The sequence below is a fragment of the Ramlibacter montanisoli genome, from assembly GCF_013087525.1.
Classification (GTDB): Bacteria; Pseudomonadota; Gammaproteobacteria; order Burkholderiales; family Burkholderiaceae_C; genus Ramlibacter; species Ramlibacter montanisoli.
This window is the reverse complement of sequence record NZ_JABFCS010000001.1, coordinates 4315692-4332500: the sequence shown is the minus strand read 5'-3', so window position 1 is coordinate 4332500 and position 16809 is coordinate 4315692. Positions and strand designations below refer to the sequence as shown.

Here is a 16809-nt window from a genome sequence, read left to right as displayed (position 1 = left end):
TGTTCCGAAGAACTTGGCAGTCGCCATCAAACGCCCACGCTTATCGGCTGTATATTTTTAACGAACCCCGCAAGATCTTCCGGCTTTGCGCCTTCCCTTCTTGCCAACCCCGCTGCGATCAGCGAAGCCCTCGATTATGACAGATTTTTCGAAGCCCTGTCCAGCTGTTTTTTGCTGTTTCGTCTGCGATCCGCGCGGTTTGCGCGAGTCACCGTCGTCATCAGCGAAGCCCTAGATTCTATACCGACTTTTGATCGTCCGCCGCGAACCCGGGCTCTTTTTCTTCTGCTGCCGTCGTTGCCGCTTGCGCAGCGCCGTCGTCAGCGAAGCCCGCGACTATAGCACAAGGGAAAACCCGTACGCTACGCCGCGAAAGGCAGCGACCGATACCGCCTGCCTGTCAGGGTGCACAGAGCGCTGGCCACCGCAGGAGCCACCGGCGGCACGCCCGGCTCACCGACGCCCGACGGCGGCCGCTCGCTGGGGACGATCCACGTCTCCACCTGGGGGCAGCGCCGAGTCTGAGCATCGGGTAATCGGGGAAGTTCCGCTGCTGCACGACACCACCGCGGATGTCGATGCGTCCGTGCAGTGCAGCGGTCAGCCCGAACACCACGGCCCCTTCCATCTGCTGGGCCACGATCTGCGGATTGACCACGGTGCCGCAGTCGATCGCGCAAACCACACGATGGATGCGGGGAGTGCCCTTTTCAAGGGACACCTCGACCACCTGCGCCACGACCGAACCAAACGATTCGTGCAGGGCCACGCCCCGGGCCCGGCCCGCCGGCAGCGGCCGCAGCCCCCAGCCGGAACGCTCTGCTGCCTCGTTCAGGACCGCGAGGTGGCGCGGAGAGCGCCTCAGCAGGCTGCGCCGGAACTCCACGGGATCCTTCTGCGCCTCCGCCGCCAGTTCGTCGATGAAGGACTCCGTGAAGAACGCATTGTGCGAATGCCCCACGGAGCGCCAGAAGCCCACCGGCACTCCGCTGCGCGTGAACACGTGCTCGATGCGCTGGTGGGCAAACGCGTAGGGCTGGTCGAACAGGCCTTCCGAGGCCGTCTTGTCGGGAAGGTCCACCGGCCCCGCCAGGGCCGGCAGGCCGCGCTCCATCCACCGCGGTGAAATCGCATCGCCGGCCGACTTGATGTGCAAGGCAAGGGGGAATCCCGCCCCGTCCAGCGTTGCGCGCACGCGGGCCACCTGCATCGGCCGGTAGAAATCGTGCCGGGTGTCCTCCTCGCGCGACCAGATCAGCTGCACCGGGACGCCGGGCAAGTCCATGGCGACGCGCACCGCCTGCACGACGTAGTCCACCTCGAGCCGCCGGCCGAAGCCGCCGCCCAGCAAGGTCACGTGCAGGTCCACCTTCTCCTCGGCGACGCCGGCGACGCGTGCGGCCGCCGCGCGGCACATCTGCGGCACCTGCGTCGGCGCCCAGACCTCGACGCGCCCGTCCCCCACCCGCGCCGTCGCGTTCATCGGCTCCAGCGTCGCGTGCGCCAGGTAGGGCGCGCTGTACCAGGCTTCGACGGTCCGCCCGCCGGCACGGAACGCTTCGTCCACATTGCCGCGTCCGTAGAACTGGTACCCGTCCCGCAGCTTCACCGCTTCGTGCAGCTGCCCGGCGATCCGCTCCGAGTCGAGCAGGCCGGTGGCCGGCGCGCGCCAGTCCACCTCCACGGCCAGCGCAGCCTGCTGGGCCTGCCAGTAACTGCGCGCGACGACGGCGAATCCGGCCGTGGAGCCGGCATACGCGGGCAGCATGACAAGCCGCTCCACTCCTGGCATCGCCAGGGCCGCTCTTGCATCGACCCAGCCGGGCGCGCCGCCGAGCGTCGGCGCCAGGCGCAATGCCGCGAAACGCATCCCGGGCAGGCGCACGTCGAGCCCGAAGCGCGCCATGCCGCTCACCTTGGCCGGCACGTCCAGCCGCGGTACCGGTTGCCCGATCACGCGCCAGGCCTTTCGATCCTTCAATTCCACCGAACCAGGCGGCGTGGCCGACGCGCTGCGTGCCAGCTCTCCATAACCAGCGGAACGCCCTGACGGGTGCGAGACCACGCCATCGGCCACCTTCAGGTCCTCGGACGGCAACCTCCACTGCAGGGACGCGGCACCCACCAGCGATGCCCGCGCCGTCGCCGCCGCCAGGCGCACGACTTCCCACGCATCCGACACGCTGCTCGATCCACCCGTGGCGTTCAAACCCAGCTCGCGCGCCAGCTTGCCGACCATCCAGCGGCTCGCCTTCACCCGGCCGAAGCCGTCTTCGCCTTCTTCCTCGGAAGGATGGAAAGGCAGGTTGCCCACCAGCATGGCGACGTTGCCGTACACGGTGTCCCACCCTGCCTGCTCGATGCGAATGCTCGCGAGCGGCACATCCAGTTCCTCGGCGGCGAGCTGCGGCAGCGCAGTGTGCACCCCTGCCCCATCTCGCTGCGCGGCATCGCCAGCACGACGCCCCCATCGGGAAGGATCTTGATCCAGCCGTTCAGCGCGAAGTCGCCCTCGCCGGGCGCCATCATCGACGCCAGGCCGAGACGCGAGCGTTGCGGCAGGGCGGCCCACCCCACCAGCAGCGCGCCGACCGCCGTGGTTCCGAGCAGCCAGCTGCGCCGCTTCACGCCTTCTGCCCCGCCGCGCGCTTGATCGCGGCGCGCACGCGCTGGTAGGTACCGCAACGGCAGATGTTGGTCATCGCCTCGTCGATGTCCGCGTCGGTCGGCCTGGGTTTTCTCTCCAGCAGGGCAGCCGCCGCCATCAGCATGCCGCTCTGGCAGTAGCCGCACTGCGGTACCTGTTCCGCGATCCAGGCGGTCTGCAGCGGATGGGGGCGCGTGGTCGTTCCCAGGCCCTCGATTGTCTGGATGGCCTTGCCGGCGACGCTGCCGACAGGCGTGACGCAGGACCGGACCGCCTGGCCGTCGATGCGCACCGTGCAGGCGCCGCAGGCCGCCACTCCGCATCCGAACTTGGTGCCGGTGAGCTGCAGCACATCGCGCAGCACCCACAGCAAGGGCATGGCGGCATCCGCCTCGACCTGCAGCCGGGCGCCATTGATATTGAGTTCCACGGAACCCCTCCTCGAACAGATCCCACTATAGCCAGCACCTCGCGCAGGAGATAGTGCAAAGCATCGCGGATGCGGCGGCGGTGATACGCTCGCTGGCTTTCTCCCGCATCCATGGCCCTCATCACGCTCACCGGCGCCCAGCTTGCCTTCGGGCACGTACCCCTGCTGGACCACGCCGATTTCTCGCTGGAGGCAGCCGAACGCATCGGACTGATCGGCCGCAACGGCGCCGGAAAGTCGTCGCTGTTACGCATCCTTGCAGGCATGGAACGTCCGGATGACGGGCACGTGCAACGCCAGCAAGGGCTGCACACCGCCTTCGTCGCCCAGGAACCGCAGCTGGGCGAGGACGCCACCGTGTTCGAATCGGTGCAGTCCGGCCTGGCGGACGTGATCGCACTGGTGGACGACTACACGCACAGCCGCGGCGACCTCGACGCCCTGCAGGGCCGCATCGAGGCACAGGACGGCTGGAACTGGCGGCAGCGCATCGACGAGACGCTGCACCGGCTGCACCTGGATCCGGAAGCGCGCATCGGCTCCCTGTCGGGCGGCAACCGCAAGCGCGTGGCGCTGGCGCAGGCCTTGGTGCGGCGCCCCGACGTGCTGCTGCTGGACGAGCCGACCAACCACCTCGACCTCGATTCGATCGAGTGGCTGGAGAACCTGCTGCTCGACTTCCGCGGCAGCGTGGTGCTGGTCACGCACGACCGCGCCTTCCTGGACCGGGTCGCCACCCGCATCGTCGAACTCGATCGCGGCCGCCTGCTCTCCTACCCCGGCAATTTTTCGCAGTACCAGCAGCTGAAGCAGGACCAGCTCGCGCAGGAGGCCGTGGTCAATGCCAAGGCGGACAAGCTTCTCGCGCAGGAGGAAGTGTGGATCCGCAAGGGCGTGGAGGCACGGCGCACGCGTGCGCAGGGCCGCATCACGCGGCTCGAGCAGCTGCGCGCCAGGCGGGTCGCGCGCCGAGACGCGCTCGGCCGCGTGAGCATGGAAGTCGCCACCGGCCAGCCCACCGGCAAGATCGTGGCGGAGCTCGCGCACGTGACCAAGGCCTTCGGCGAACGCGTGGTGGTGCGCGACTTCAGCTCCCACCATCCTGCGCGGCGACAAGGTGGGACTGATCGGCCCGAACGGCGCGGGCAAGACCACGCTGCTCAAGCTGATCCTCGGCGAACTGGAACCGGACAAAGGCCGCGTGCGGCTTGGCAGCAACCTGCAGGTCGCCTACTTCGACCAGATGCGCACCGCACTCGACCCCGACGCGACGCTGGAGGATTTCATCAGCCCCGGCAGCGAATGGATCGAGATCGGCAAGCAGCGCAAGCACGTGAAGAGCTACCTGGGTGACTTCCTGTTCTCACCCGCGCGTTCGGGATCGCCGGTGCGCTCCCTGTCCGGCGGTGAGCGCAACCGCCTGCTGCTGGCGCGCCTGTTCGCGCGCCCCGCCAACGTGCTGGTGCTCGACGAGCCCACCAACGACCTAGACATCGACACCCTGGAGTTGCTAGAGGAACTGCTGCAGGACTACGAAGGCACGGTGTTCCTGGTGAGCCACGATCGCGCCTTCCTGGACAACGTGGTCACCAGCACCATCGCCTTCGAAGGCGACGGCCGCTGGCGCGAATACGAGGGCGGCGTGCAGGACTGGCTGGCTCAATCGCGCCGCAGCCGGGAATTCGCGCAGGCGGGCGCCGCGCCCGCCGCGTCGCCGCGGGAGAAGCCTGCGCCGACGGCACCTGCCCCGGCCGCGGCCGGAAAGCGCAAGCTGGGCTACAAGGAGCAGCGCGAACTCGAATCGCTGCCGGGACTCATCGAGTCGCTGGAGCAGGAACAGAAAGCGATCCAGGCGGAACTCGCCCGCGGCAAGGTGTACAGCGAGGACCCTGGCCGCGCGCAGCAACTGGCCGTGCGCAGCGAGCAGATCGAGGAGCAGCTGATGTCCGCACTCGAGCGCTGGGAGGCCCTGGGTCAACTGTAGGCATGCGCCGTCACCGACAAGCGGCCATTGCTGACCTTCATGAACCCCGTGGCGCAAAGGCGGCGGCTACAGTCGCTCCACCCATGGAAACCTGCAGTTCCGCCCGCGCCGCGCCCTCCTCGTTCGCCGCCTGGCCGCGGCTCCTGCGCTGGCTCGCCATGGCGTTCTACCTCGGCTGGGCGAGCGGTTGCGCCAGCCTGCCGGCCAACGACGGCCGCACGGCGTCCACGCATTTCACGCAGGCGGATCAGACCGCACTCGGCCAACTGGTGCAGGCACGGCGCGCACAGGCCGCGGCACGCAGCGACTCCGCCTTCTTCCTGCTGGATAGCGTGGACACCGCGCTGTCGAGCCGGCTGGCACTGGTCGATGGCGCGCAGCGCAGCCTGGACCTGCAGTACTACGCCATTCACGCGGACGCCAGCACCGAAGTGATCCTGCAGAGGTTGCGCGAGGCCGCGCGGCGTGGCGTGCGCGTGCGCATCCTGCTGGACGACTTCAATACGGTGGGTGAAGACGCACAGGTGCTGCGCCTGGCCTTCGAGCCGAACGTGCAGATCCGGCTGTTCAACCCGCTGCCCGGCCCGCGCAACAACCTGATCGGACGCGTGATCACCTCGCTGCACGACGTGGGCCGCATGCAGAAGCGCATGCACAACAAGCTGTTCATCGCCGACAACGCCTGGGGCATCACCGGCGGCCGCAACCTCGGAGACCGCTATTTCGGCACCGGAGACAAGCAGAATTTCGTGGACCTCGACGTGCTCGCGGCCGGGCGCATCGTGCGCGACATGTCGGCGAGCTTCGACCGCTTCTGGAACGACAAGCTCGCCTATCCGGTGCAGACGCTCCTGGACAAGGAAGACCTCGAGGCCCTGGCCAAGCCGCTGGCGCCGGCGTCGACGGGCCAGCTGCCCAAGCCGGTGATTCCGGTCGCCGCATCCGGCACGGTGCTGCCCACGGTCACCCAGGCCGAGGCCAACCAGGCGGACCGCGCTTCCATGGACCTGCGCACGGTGCGCCTGACCTGGGCGCCGGCCACGCTGCTGGTCGACGAGCCCGGCAAGATCGGCCCGGGCGACGACGAGGTGGATGCCGGTGAAACCGTCATCGACGGCCTGCTGAACCTCATGCAGGTCGCCCAGCGCGAAGTGCTGATCATCACGCCGTACTTCGTGCCCGGCGCGCGGATGATGGCCGTGTACGAGCAGATGCGCAAACGCGGCGTGCGCATCCGCGTGCTCACCAACTCGCTGGCGTCGAACGACGCGCCGGCAGCCCACGCGGGCTACGCCCGCTACCGCAAGGCGCTGCTGGACATGGGCGTGGAGCTGCACGAGATGCGCTCGGACCCCGAATCCGCCGCCGACCTGCTCGGCTCCGGTGCCGCGCGGGAACAAAGGCGACGCGGCCCGTGGAGCGGCGGCGCGGGCGGCTCGCAGGCGGGCAATGCGGACTCGCGGGCCAGCCTGCATTCCAAGGCCGTGATCATCGACCAGCGGCTGGCGGTCATCGGCTCCATGAACCTGGACCTGCGCTCGCAGCTGAAGAACAGCGAGGTCGGCCTCGTGATCCGCAGCACGGCCCTGTCGCAGGAGGCGACGCGGCAGATCGAGAACACGATGAACACGGCCGCCTACCGGCTGGAGCGCCGCGACGGCAAGTACCACTGGCGCGCCCCCAGGGCGCCTCCTACGGCGACGAAACGCGCGAACCCGGCGCGAGCACGAAGCTCCGGGTCCTGGTGCGCGTGCTCGGCCCCTTCGCCCCGGAAGAAATGCTGTAGCCGGCCCGCGGCTCACATCCGCTTCACCAGCTCCACGTACTTCTTCCAGAACGCCGCGTCCTGCGTGGTCGCGAAGTTGATGCGCATCAGCGTGCTGGGCGTGCGTTCCGCATGGAACAGCGCACCGGGCGCCAGCAGGTAGCCCTCGTCCAGCATGCGCTGCGCCAGCGCGTCGGTGTCGACGCCGGTGTCCACCCATCCGAACAGGCCCGCAGGCTCCGCCGCGAAACGGCAGCCTGCCTGCAGCGCCAGCTTCACGCTGCGGCCGCGCGCCACGTCCAGGCGGGTGCGGATGCGCTCGCTGTGGCGCCGCAGCTGGCCCTGCTCGATGCACAGGGCCAGCGCCTTTTCCAGCAGGGCCGGCGTGGTCAGCGTCCCCAGCAGCTTGGTATCGAGCATCTGCTCCACCAGCGCCGGCGGCGCCGCCAGGAAGCCGATGCGCCAGTTCGGCGCGAGGATCTTGGCGAAGCCACCGACGTAGATCGTCCGCTGCAGGCCGTCGAGGGCCGACAGGCGCGTCGCATGCGCGGGCGCGATGTGGCTGTAGGTGTCGTCCTCGACGATGTGGAAGTCGTGCTGGTTGGCCAGCTGCAGCAGGCGGTGGGCGCTGCCGGGCGACAGGCAGTAGCTGGTCGGGTTGTGGAACACGCTCACGCTCACGTACAGCTTGGGCTTGTGCACCGCGCAGTACTTCGCCATCACGTCGAGGTCGGGCCCGTCCGCCCGCCGCGGCACCGGCAGCAGGTGCATGCCCAGCGCGGTGAGCCGCGCGAACTCCACAGCCCAGCCCGGCTCCTCCACCATCACCGGATCGCCCGGGCGCAACAGCGTGCGGCTGACGATGTCCAGCGCGTGGGTGGCGCCCACCGAGGTGATGATCTGTTCCGGCGAAGCCGGCACGTTGAGCGCCGCCAGCTTGGTGGCCAGCGCACGGCGCAGCCCCGTGTCGCCCAGCGGCTCGCCGTACTGCAGCGAGAAGTCGTGCAGCGCGCGAGTGCTGGTCACCTTGCGCACCGCCGCCGGCATGAAGGTGGACTCCAGCCATTCGGAGGGGAACACGCCCATGCCGGGCTGCGGCTTGTTGCTGACCTTGTGGAACATGCCGCGGATCAGCGAGGTGGCGTTCACCGGCGCCGGGCCGCGGCGCGCGACGATCCAGTGGGCCGCATTCCAGCCCGCGGGCATGGCAGGCGGCGCCGCAGTCTCGCCTTCGCCCGCTGGCGGCGCAGCCTCGCGCACGAAGAAGCCCCGGTTCTTGCGCGCCTCCACCAGCCCTTGCGCGAGCAGCTGGTCATAGGCGGCGACCACGGTCGTCGGACTCACCCCGTGCTGCTCAGCACACTGGCGCACGGAAGGCAGCCGCGCACCGGGGGCCAGCAGGCGGTTGCGGATGCGCTCGGAAAAGCGCCCGGCAAGCTGCTCGGTCAGCGACTGCGACGAGGCCTTCATCAGCATCGGAGGCTCCTTCGTGTATTGGGTTTCCGGCCAGTACAGATGACGCGGTGATCTGGCAATCTGTACTGGCCGTGTACTGGTGCCGCAGATTACATTGGTCCTCATGCCCCTGCAATCCCCCGCCCCATGAGCGCTGCCGAACTGACGGCCTTGCTGCTGTTCTGCACGGCGATGAGCTTCTCGCCCGGGCCGAACACCACGCTGTCCACGGCGCTGGCGGCCAACGGCGGGCTGCCGCGCGCACTGCGCTTCTGCATCGCGGTGCCGGCCGGCTGGACGCTGCTCATGATCGGCAGCGGCCTGGGCCTCGGCGCGCTCGTGCTGGGCGTTCCGGCACTGCGCTGGGCCGTGAAGCTGGCGGGCGTCGCCTACATGCTGTGGCTCGCGTGGAAGCTCGCCCGCGCCGACCGGATGGCGCAGGTGGACGCGCGCCGCCTGCACGTGACCTTCTGGCAGGGCGTGGGCCTGCAGTTCCTGAACATCAAGGCCTGGATGCTGGCCCTGACGCTCACCGCGGGCTGGGTGGTGAATGGCGCGGGCCAGCCCGCGTCGAACCCCGGCGAGCGCCTGGCGATCATCTGCGCGCTGATGGCCGTGTTCGCCTTCACCAGCAACTTCACCTATGCGCTGGTCGGCTCGCTGCTGCGAGGCTGGCTGGCGCATGGCCGTCGCCTGCTCTGGTTCAACCGCGCACTGGCCCTGGTGCTGGTGGGCACCCCGGCCTGGATGGTGACGGTATGAGGCGCGAGGAAAAGCGCGGCCTCTGGCTGGGTTTCCTGGGCGTGGCGATCTTCGCCCTCACGCTGCCGATGACGCGCCTGGCCGTCGGCACGCCCGAGGCGCCGCTGATGTCCGGCGTGTTCATCGCCCTGGGCCGCGCGGTGGTGGCCTCGGCGTTGTCCGCGGTCTTTCTGCTGGCCACGCGCGCCCCCTGCCGCGCCGCGAGGACTGGTGGCCGCTGGTCATCACCTCCGGCGGCGTCGTGTTCGGCTTTCCGCTGTTCACGTCCGTGGCCATGCGCTACGTCGAGGCGGTGCACGCCAGCGTGATCGTCGGCGTGCTGCCGCTGGCCACCGCCCTGGTCGGCGCGCTGCTGCACCGGCAGCGCCCTTCCGCCGGCTTCTGGCTGTGCGCGGCCCTGGGGAGCGCGCTGGTGGTCGCGTACGCGCTGCTGCATGCCGGCCAGGGCGTGCGCCTGCACGCGGCCGACGCCTTGCTGCTGGCCGCGATGGCCTGCGCCGCGGTCGGCTACGGCTACGGGGCGCGGCTGTCGCAACGCATGCGGGCCGAGCACGTGATCTGCTGGGCGCTGGTGATCGCGCTGCCGATCACCGTGCCGCTGGCGTGGTGGAGCCGGCCCGCGTCCGCCATGCCGACGCATGCCTGGTGGGGCTTCGGCTACGTCGCCGTGTTCTCGATGTGGATCGGCTTCTTCGCCTGGTACCGCGGCCTCGCGCTCGGGGGTACCGTACGCGTGAGCCAGGTCCAGCTGGTGCAACCTTTCCTGAGCATGCTGTTCGCCGTGCCGCTGCTGGGCGAGCGGCTGGATGCCGTCACGATCGCCTTCGCGCTGGCGGTGATCGCCACCGTGTTCATGGGCAAGCGGATGCCGGTGCGCAGCGCCGCCGCCGCGCCCGTCCTGTCCCCTGCCGTGGAGCCCCGATGAAACTGCACGACCTGCCGCCCGCAACGGGCTGGACGCTGGCGCGCCGCGCCGAGCGCATGAACCCTTCCGTGATCCGCGAGATCCTGAAAGTCACCGAACGCCCCGGCATCATCAGCTTCGCCGGCGGGCTGCCCTCGCCGCGCACCTTCCCGGTCGAGGCTTTCGCCGAGGCCTGCCGGAAGGTGCTGGCCGACGACGGGCATGGGGCACTGCAGTACGCGGCCAGCGAAGGCTATCGGCCGCTGCGCGAAGAGGTGGCGCGCATGCTGCCCTGGAGCGTCGATCCGGACCAGGTGCTGATCACCACCGGCTCGCAGCAGGGCCTGGACCTGGTCGCCAAGGTGCTGGTGGACCAGGGCAGCCGCGTGCTGGTGGAGACGCCGACCTACCTGGGCGCGCTGCAGGCCTTCGCGCCGATGGAGCCGCAGGTGGTCGGCGTCGCCAGCGATGCCGAGGGAATCGACGTCGCCGACCTGGCGGCCAGGCGCGAAGGGGCCCGCCACCTCTACGTGCTGCCGAATTTCCAGAACCCCACCGGCCGCACCATGAGCGAGGCGCGGCGCCAGGCGCTGGTGCAGACGGCGCGCGAGCTCGCGCTGCCGCTGGTGGAAGACAACCCCTACGGCGACCTCTGGTTCGACGTGCCGCCGCCGGCGCCGCTGGCGGCGCGCCATCCCGAAGGCACCATCTACCTCGGCTCCTTCTCCAAGGTGCTGGCGCCGGGCCTGCGCCTGGGCTACGTGGTCGCCCCCGCACAGGTCATGCCCAAGCTGCTGCAGGCCAAGCAGGCGGCGGACCTGCACAGCCCCGGCTTCAACCAGCGCATGGTGGCGCAGGTGCTGCAAGGCGGCTTCCTCGAGCGGCACGTGCCCACCATCCGCGCGCTGTACAAGGCGCAGCGCGACGCCATGCTGGCCGCGCTCGAGCACGAGATGCAGGGCCTGGGCGTCACCTGGAATGCGCCCGATGGCGGCATGTTCCTGTGGGCCCGTCTGCCGGCGGGAAATGGATGCGATCACGCTGCTGCCGCAGGCCGTCGAGCGCGGCGTGGCCTTCGTGCCGGGCAGCGCCTTCTACGCTGGCGAGCCGGATGCGCGCACCCTGCGACTGTCATTCGTCACCGCCAGCGCGGAGCAGATCGCAGCCGGCGTTGCGGCGCTCGCCGCCGCCATCCGCGAACACGCGCGGGCGGCCCCATGCTGAAGATCTGGGGCCGCATCTCGTCCATCAACGTGCGCAAGGTGGTGCTCACGGCGCAACTGCTGCAGCTGCCCTTCGAGCGGGTGGATGCCGGCGCCGCCTTCGGCATCGTGAAGGCGCCGGACTACCTCGCGCGCAATCCGAACGCCCTGGTGCCGATGATCGAGGACGGCGACTTCGCGCTGTGGGAGTCGAACGTCATCGTGCGCTACCTGTGTGCGCGCCACGCGAGCGGCGACTTCTGTCCGCAGGACCTGCGCGAGCGCTTCGACGCCGAGCGCTGGATGGACTGGCAGCAGACCACGCTCAATCCGGCCGGACGCGAGGCCTTCATCCAGCTGGTGCGGACACCGCCCGAGAAGCGCAACGCGGCGGCCATCGCGGCATCGGTGGCGGCCACGGAACCACTGCTGGCGATGCTCGACGCCCACCTCGGCCGCCGACGCTTCATGGGCGGCGACCGCATCGGCATGGCCGACATCCCGATCGCCTGCGAGATGCACCGCTGGTGGGGCCTGCCCCTGGAACACCCGCCCCATCCGCACCTGCAACGCTGGTATGAAGGCATGCGCGGGCTGCCGGCAGCCCGCGGCGTCCTCGACCTTCCCCTGAGCTGACCATGATGCAAAGACCTTTCCAGCAGGTGGACGTGTTCACCGCCACCCCTTACCGCGGCAACCCGGTGGCGGTCGTCCTCGACGGCAGCGGGCTGTCCACCGAGCAGATGCAGGCCTTCACCAACTGGACCAACCTGTCGGAGGCGACCTTCCTGCTGCCGCCGACCCAGGCCGGCGCGGATTACCGCCTGCGCATCTTCTGCCCCGGCCGCGAGCTGCCCTTCGCGGGCCATCCGACGCTCGGGAGCTGCCATGCCTGGCTGCAGGCCGGCGGCAAGCCGGACGGGGAGTACGTGGTGCAGGAATGCGGCGTCGGCCTGGTGAAGCTCAGGCGCCAGGGCGAGCGCCTGGCCTTCGCCGCGCCGCCGCTGCGCAAGGGCGGCCCGCTGCCCGAACAAGACGTGGCGCTGATCGCGCGCGGCCTGGGCATCGCGCGCAGCGACATCGTGGGCCACGCATGGTGCGACAACGGACCGAACTGGCGCGGCGTGCTGCTGGAGTCGGCCGAGCAGGTGCTGGCGCTCAAGCCGGATGGCGCCGTCCTCGCGGGACTCGACATCGGTGTCGTCGGTCCGCGCGGCAAGGTCGGCGTGGTCGGTTCGCGCGCGGCCGGCGACGAGTGCGCCTTCGAGGTGCGCGCCTTCTTCCCCGGCAACAACGGCCTGACGGAGGACCCGGTCACCGGCAGCCTCAACGCGACGCTCGCGCAATGGCTGATCGGCGCGGGGATCGCCCCGCCGCAGTACATCGCGAGCCAGGGCACGGCGCTGGGCCGCGCAGGGCGCGTGCACGTCGAACGCGACGCCGCCGGCGAGACCTGGATCGGCGGTGATTCGGTGACCTGCATCCGCGGCACCGTGGAGCTCTGAGGTGGCGGCCCGCATCGACCACCTGATTGTCGGCGCCGCCAGCCTGGAGGAAGGCGTGGCCTGGTGCGAAGCGACGCTGGGCGTCGTTCCCGGCCCCGGCGGCGAGCATCCCTTGATGGGGACGCACAACCGCCTGCTGCGCGTGGCGACCGTGGACCATCCGCGCGCCTACTTCGAGATCCTCGCGGTGCAGCCCGGGCGCACGCCGCAGCGCGCGCGCCGCTGGTTCGACCTGGACGACGAGCACGTCCGGGACACGCTCGCGCGCAGCGGGCCGCGCCTGCTGCATTTCGTCGCCAGCGTGCCGGACGTGCGGCAGGCGATCGCGGCGCTCGGCAAGCTCGGCATGGACCGCGGCGAGGCGGTGGCCGCATCGCGCATGACGCCGCGCGGCCTGCTGGAGTGGCAGATCACGGTGCGCGAGGACGGGCAACGGCTGTTCGGCGGCGTGCTGCCGACGCTGATCGAATGGGGCACGACCCACCCCGCTTCGGCCATGCCGGAGTCGGGCGTCACGCTGCAGTCGCTGACGTGCGTCCATCCGGAAGCGGCGGGCCTGCGCCAGGCATTCGACGCGATCGACCTGCAGGCCGTTGCGGTCCAGGAAGGCAGCGCCAACCTGTGCGCAGTGCTCGCCACGCCGCGCGGGCGGGTCAAGCTGGAGTCGGGCGGACTCTGATCCCCGCGCGGTTTGCCACAATGCCCCCATGGGCACCCTCTATCTCGTCCGCCACGGACAGGCTTCCTTCGGCGCCGACGACTACGACCAGCTGAGCGAGCTCGGCCGCCGCCAGAGCGTGCGCCTCGGCGAGTACTTCGCCGAGCGCGGCATCCGCTTCGACGGACTCATCGCCGGCACGCTGCGCCGACACAAGCAGACGCTGGAAGGCATCCTGGAGGGCATGAACCACGCTGGCGAGCCCCTGTCCTGGGAAGGCCTGAACGAATACGACAGCGAGGCGGTGATTGCCACCGTGCACGAGGGCAAGCTGGCCAAGCCCACCTCGCCCGAGCTGTACCGCCACCACTTCCGCCTGCTGCGCGACGGACTGGCGCGCTGGATGGCGGGCGCGACCAGCCCGCGCGGCATGCCCAGCTACACCGACTTCGTCGCCGGCGTCGCGGGCGCGCTGGACCACGTGCGCGCGAACCACTACGGCCAGAACGTGCTGGTGGTCACCAGCGGCGGGCCGATCTCCACCGCGGTGGGCCACGTGCTCGGCACGAAACCGGAGGTCACCATCGACCTGAACATGCGCATCCGCAACACCGCGATCACCGAGTTCGCCTTCACGCCCAAGCGCCACATGCTGGTCGGCTTCAACGCCGTGCCGCACCTCGATGCGCCGCAATACAAGGACTGGGTGACCTACGCCTGAGGGGCCGGCTGCGGCTGCGCCGCGTCGAAGCGCAGGCGCCAGGCGCGGCGGTCGCCGGCCAGCGGCACGTTCGGCTCGAAGGCCGCGCCGTGCAGGGCGGCCACCTTCTCCACCACGCGGTGCCCGAGGCCGAGGCGCAGCGCCTGCACCGCCGCCGGCGCCGACGCGCCCGGATCGCCGCTGTGGCGCAGGCCGTCGTCGCTCACCTGCAGCAGGCGCGCCGCCGGATCGAGTTCGACTTCGACCTGCGTGCCCGGCGGCGTGTGCGCCAACGCGTTCTGCACCAGGTTGCGCAGCGCCAGTTCCAGCAGGACGGGATGGCCGGAGAGGGGAACGGTCCGGCGCTGGTGAGTCCGAGCTCGCGGCCGGCCGCGTGCGCGTCGGGCGCGAAGTCGGACACGACGCGCCGGGCCAGTGCGTCCAGGTCCACGGTCTCCGCCGTCTCGTCCAGTTCTGCGCGGCTGGTGCGCGCCAGCGCCAGCAGGTGCGCGAGCACCTCGCCCGCGCGCAGCGCGTCCTCCTGCAGCCGCGCGAGCGCCGCCTGCTGGCCGGGGCCCGGCGCCGTGTCCTGGATGCCGCGGGCCTGCAGCGCGATCGAGGCCAGCGGCGTGCGCAGCTCGTGGGCGAACTCGTTGGCCAGCGCGCGTTCGCGGTCGAGGGCGGCGTTGTAGCGGTCCACCAGCCGGTTGATCGCCGACACCGTCGCGGCAAGCTCCTCGAAGCGCACCGGCGACTCCACCTTCTGCGCCTTCTGCGGGTCGAGCGCATGGACTTCCGCCGCCAGCTCGCGCATCGGCCGCAGCCCGCGGTGGATCGCCAGGCCCAGCACCAGCGCCACCACCGGCATCAGCCACAGGCCCGGCACGATCACCTGGCCGGCGATGTCGCGCGCGAGGTCGTCGCGTTCCGCGTGCGACAGCAGCACCATGATCTTGTTGCCGTGCGCGGGATCCCAGCGCGAATAGGTGCGCCAGGGCTCCAGCGGCTCCCCGAGCTGCAGCGTGGCGAAGCCCTCGCTGTTGCTGAAGGGAGGCGAAGGCGCGTCGCCCGTGCGCGAGAGCATCCTGCCCTGCGCATCCCACACCACCACGGTGAGCGAGCGCTGGTAGTCGTGCGCCTTGATGTCGTTGCCGGGGATCACCACCGGCGTGCGGCCGCTGGTCTGCAGGCCGCCGGGGGCGAGCGGCAGCAGCAGGGAGCTGACGCTGGCCAGGTGGCCGTCGGTGAGTTCGTCGGCCTCGTGTTCGCCCGTCATGTAGCCGAACACGATGAAGGTGCCCCAGACGATGGTGAGCGCGCCCAGCGCCCACGCGAGCAGGTGCCGCGTCAATGACGGCGCACGGCCCGCTTTCATGGACCGGCCTCCGCCGGCACGTAGTAGCCGACGCCGCGCACCGTGCGCACGATGCCGTCGCCCAGCTTGCGCCGCAGCCGGTGCACGTGCACCTCGATGGCATTGCTTTCCAGCGCGCTGTCCCAGTTGTAGAGCTTGGCTTCGATCTGCGCGCGCGAGAGCACGTGGGGCCGCGCCTCGATCAGCGCCAGCAGCACCGAGAACTCGCGCGTCGAGAGTTCCACCGCTTCGCCGGCACGGTGCACGCTGCGCGCCGCCGGGTCGATCTCCAGCTCGCCGTAGCGGATGGTGGCCTGCGCGCGGCCGGTGGCGCGGCGCGCGAGCGCCCGCATGCGCGCGGCCAGTTCGTCGGGATCGAAAGGCTTGGTGAGGTAGTCGTCGGCGCCGAGGTCCAGCCCCGCGATGCGCGAGGAGACCTGGTCGCGCGCGGTCATGATCAGGACCGGCGTCGCGGGGTCCGGCAGCCTGCCGGCAGGCGCCTGCCGCAAGCGGCGCAGCAGGTCGATGCCGTCGCCATCGGCGAGACCCAGGTCCAGCAGCACCACGTCGTAGGGTTCCGCGGCCAGTGCCGCCCAGGCCGGGCCCATGGCCGGCGTGCAGTCCACCGCATTGCCCGCGCGCGCGAGGTGCGCCGCCAGGCCCTCGGCGATCCCCTTGTCGTCTTCCACCACCAGCACTCGCATGTCGGGATTGTGACGTTAAGCGCTGCTTAAGCGCTTACAAGCACGATCCCGCGCCATGACACCACGGGAGATCCGCTTGTCGCCGGCGGCCTGGGCGACCCTGGCGCTGTTCGCGCTGGCCCTGGCCTGGGACGCCAGCGGACTGGACCTGCCGCTGGCGCGGCTGGCGGGTTCCGCGCGCGGTTTTCCCTGGCGGGACCACTGGCTGCTCGCCGGCGTGTTGCACGAAGGCGGCCGCGTCGCGGCCTGGCTGCTGGCGCTGGCCCTGTGCCTGTCCGTCTGGTGGCCGGTCGGCCCGATGGCGCGCACCGGCCAGCCGGAACGCCTGCAGCTGGCGGTCTCGACCCTGCTGGGTGCGCTGGCGGTCTCCCTGCTGAAGGCGGGCAGCGACACCAGTTGCCCCTGGGAGCTGAGCGACTTCGGCGGCCTGGTGCCGTATGCCTCGCACTGGAGCCTGCGGCCGGACGGCGGCAGCGGGCACTGTTTCCCGGCCGGCCACGCGTCGGCCGGCTTCAGCTTCGTCGGCGGCTACTTCGCGTTCCGCCGCGCCGACCCGCGGCTGGCGCGACTCTGGTTCGCAACGGCGGCCGCGGCCGGCCTGGTCTTCGGCCTCGCGCAGCAGTGGCGCGGCGCGCACTTCATGAGCCATACGCTGTGGAGCGGGGCACTGTGCTGGTCGGTCGCCCATGCGGTGCACGCAACCTGGCCGCGGGCCTGGTCGGCCGAAGGGATCTGAGGC

The 16809-nt window shown here is 70.6% G+C and carries 11 protein-coding genes and 5 pseudogenes; 10 read left to right on the top strand and 6 right to left on the bottom strand.

All coding sequences use genetic code 11. The features are described from left to right. Positions 1 to 362: 362 nt before the first annotated feature. Positions 363 to 2628 (bottom strand): annotated as a pseudogene (locus HK415_RS21540) (xanthine dehydrogenase family protein molybdopterin-binding subunit). Further along, positions 2625 to 3077, bottom strand: a complete 453-nt coding sequence (locus HK415_RS21535) for a (2Fe-2S)-binding protein (protein ID WP_171562788.1) — start codon at positions 3075 to 3077, stop codon at positions 2625 to 2627. Before HK415_RS21535 ends, HK415_RS21540 begins: the two are co-directional and overlap by 4 nt. A 111-nt stretch (positions 3078 to 3188) precedes the next feature. On the opposite strand from HK415_RS21535, the pseudogene HK415_RS21530 reads away from it, so the two are divergent. Together HK415_RS21530 and HK415_RS21525 are read left to right on the top strand one after the other, a co-directional pair. Further along, positions 3189 to 5061 (top strand): annotated as a pseudogene (locus tag HK415_RS21530) (ATP-binding cassette domain-containing protein). A gap of 2 nt (positions 5062 to 5063) precedes the next feature. Continuing rightward, positions 5064 to 6620: pseudogene (locus HK415_RS21525) on the top strand (phospholipase D family protein); the annotation flags it as partial. 239 nt (positions 6621 to 6859) lie between these two features. Here the strand turns inward: HK415_RS21525 and HK415_RS21520 are convergent. Continuing rightward, the gene (locus tag HK415_RS21520) at positions 6860 to 8302 is read right to left on the bottom strand and encodes an aminotransferase-like domain-containing protein (protein WP_171562786.1); all 1443 of its coding nucleotides are present in this window, start codon (positions 8300 to 8302) and stop codon (positions 6860 to 6862) included. A gap of 126 nt (positions 8303 to 8428) precedes the next feature. On the opposite strand from HK415_RS21520, the gene HK415_RS21515 reads away from it, so the two are divergent. The 7 genes and pseudogenes from HK415_RS21515 to HK415_RS21485 all read left to right on the top strand — a co-directional run bounded on the left by HK415_RS21515 (position 8429) and on the right by HK415_RS21485 (position 14033). Continuing rightward, entirely contained in the window at positions 8429 to 9043 is a 615-nt protein-coding gene (locus tag HK415_RS21515) for a LysE family translocator (protein WP_171562784.1), read from the top strand. Then, positions 9040 to 9968: pseudogene (locus HK415_RS21510) on the top strand (DMT family transporter). The gene HK415_RS21515 and the pseudogene HK415_RS21510 overlap by 4 nt, the downstream one beginning before the upstream one ends. Beyond that, a pseudogene (locus HK415_RS21505) lies at positions 9965 to 11171 on the top strand (aminotransferase-like domain-containing protein). The pseudogenes HK415_RS21510 and HK415_RS21505 overlap by 4 nt, the downstream one beginning before the upstream one ends. Continuing rightward, complete coding sequence (locus tag HK415_RS25690; RefSeq protein WP_171562782.1) at positions 11165 to 11785, top strand: glutathione S-transferase family protein; 621 nt, start codon at positions 11165 to 11167, stop codon at positions 11783 to 11785. Before HK415_RS21505 ends, HK415_RS25690 begins: the two are co-directional and overlap by 7 nt. Positions 11786 to 11787: 2 nt before the next feature. Further along, entirely contained in the window at positions 11788 to 12654 is an 867-nt protein-coding gene (locus tag HK415_RS21495) for a PhzF family phenazine biosynthesis protein (RefSeq protein ID WP_171562780.1), read from the top strand. Position 12655: 1 nt separating this feature from the next. Further along, the gene (locus HK415_RS21490; RefSeq protein ID WP_171562779.1) at positions 12656 to 13333 is read left to right on the top strand and encodes a VOC family protein; all 678 of its coding nucleotides are present in this window, start codon (positions 12656 to 12658) and stop codon (positions 13331 to 13333) included. Between the two features lie 28 nt (positions 13334 to 13361). Then, positions 13362 to 14033 carry a histidine phosphatase family protein gene (locus tag HK415_RS21485; RefSeq protein WP_171562777.1) on the top strand — a complete coding sequence of 224 codons (672 nt, stop codon included), beginning with the start codon at positions 13362 to 13364 and terminating at the stop codon, positions 14031 to 14033. Here HK415_RS21485 and HK415_RS21480 read toward each other — a convergent pair. The 3 genes from HK415_RS21480 to HK415_RS21470 are packed head-to-tail and all read right to left on the bottom strand — an operon-like array spanning position 14024 to position 16070. Continuing rightward, positions 14024 to 14317: an ATP-binding protein gene (locus HK415_RS21480; protein WP_171562775.1), complete on the bottom strand. Its 294-nt coding sequence runs from the start codon at positions 14315 to 14317 to the stop codon at positions 14024 to 14026. The genes HK415_RS21485 and HK415_RS21480 overlap by 10 nt on opposite strands. After that, on the bottom strand, positions 14236 to 15387 hold the full coding sequence (locus tag HK415_RS21475) for a histidine kinase dimerization/phospho-acceptor domain-containing protein (RefSeq protein ID WP_171562773.1): 1152 nt from the start codon (positions 15385 to 15387) through the stop codon (positions 14236 to 14238). Before HK415_RS21475 ends, HK415_RS21480 begins: the two co-directional genes overlap by 82 nt. Next, positions 15384 to 16070: a response regulator gene (locus HK415_RS21470; protein WP_171562771.1), complete on the bottom strand. Its 687-nt coding sequence runs from the start codon at positions 16068 to 16070 to the stop codon at positions 15384 to 15386. The genes HK415_RS21475 and HK415_RS21470 overlap by 4 nt, the downstream gene beginning before the upstream one ends. Positions 16071 to 16125: 55 nt before the next feature. Here HK415_RS21470 and HK415_RS21465 point away from each other — a divergent pair, with 55 nt between their 5' ends. Beyond that, a complete protein-coding gene (locus tag HK415_RS21465) occupies positions 16126 to 16806 on the top strand; it encodes a phosphatase PAP2 family protein (RefSeq protein ID WP_171562769.1) in 681 nt (226 codons plus the stop codon). The last annotated feature ends 3 nt before the right edge of the window (positions 16807 to 16809 follow it).

Excerpts from the sequence above, each read along its gene's own strand:
- HK415_RS21520 (WP_171562786.1), bottom strand. The coding sequence starts at position 8,302 with ATGCTGATGAAGGCCTCGTCGCAGTCGCTGACCGAGCAGCTTGCCGGG.
- HK415_RS21515 (WP_171562784.1), top strand. The coding sequence starts at position 8,429 with ATGAGCGCTGCCGAACTGACGGCCTTGCTGCTGTTCTGCACGGCGATG.
- HK415_RS25690 (WP_171562782.1), top strand. The coding sequence starts at position 11,165 with ATGCTGAAGATCTGGGGCCGCATCTCGTCCATCAACGTGCGCAAGGTG.
- HK415_RS21495 (WP_171562780.1), top strand. The coding sequence starts at position 11,788 with ATGATGCAAAGACCTTTCCAGCAGGTGGACGTGTTCACCGCCACCCCT.
- HK415_RS21485 (WP_171562777.1), top strand. The coding sequence starts at position 13,362 with ATGGGCACCCTCTATCTCGTCCGCCACGGACAGGCTTCCTTCGGCGCC.
- HK415_RS21475 (WP_171562773.1), bottom strand. The coding sequence starts at position 15,387 with ATGAAAGCGGGCCGTGCGCCGTCATTGACGCGGCACCTGCTCGCGTGG.
- HK415_RS21470 (WP_171562771.1), bottom strand. The coding sequence starts at position 16,070 with ATGCGAGTGCTGGTGGTGGAAGACGACAAGGGGATCGCCGAGGGCCTG.
- HK415_RS21465 (WP_171562769.1), top strand. The coding sequence starts at position 16,126 with ATGACACCACGGGAGATCCGCTTGTCGCCGGCGGCCTGGGCGACCCTG.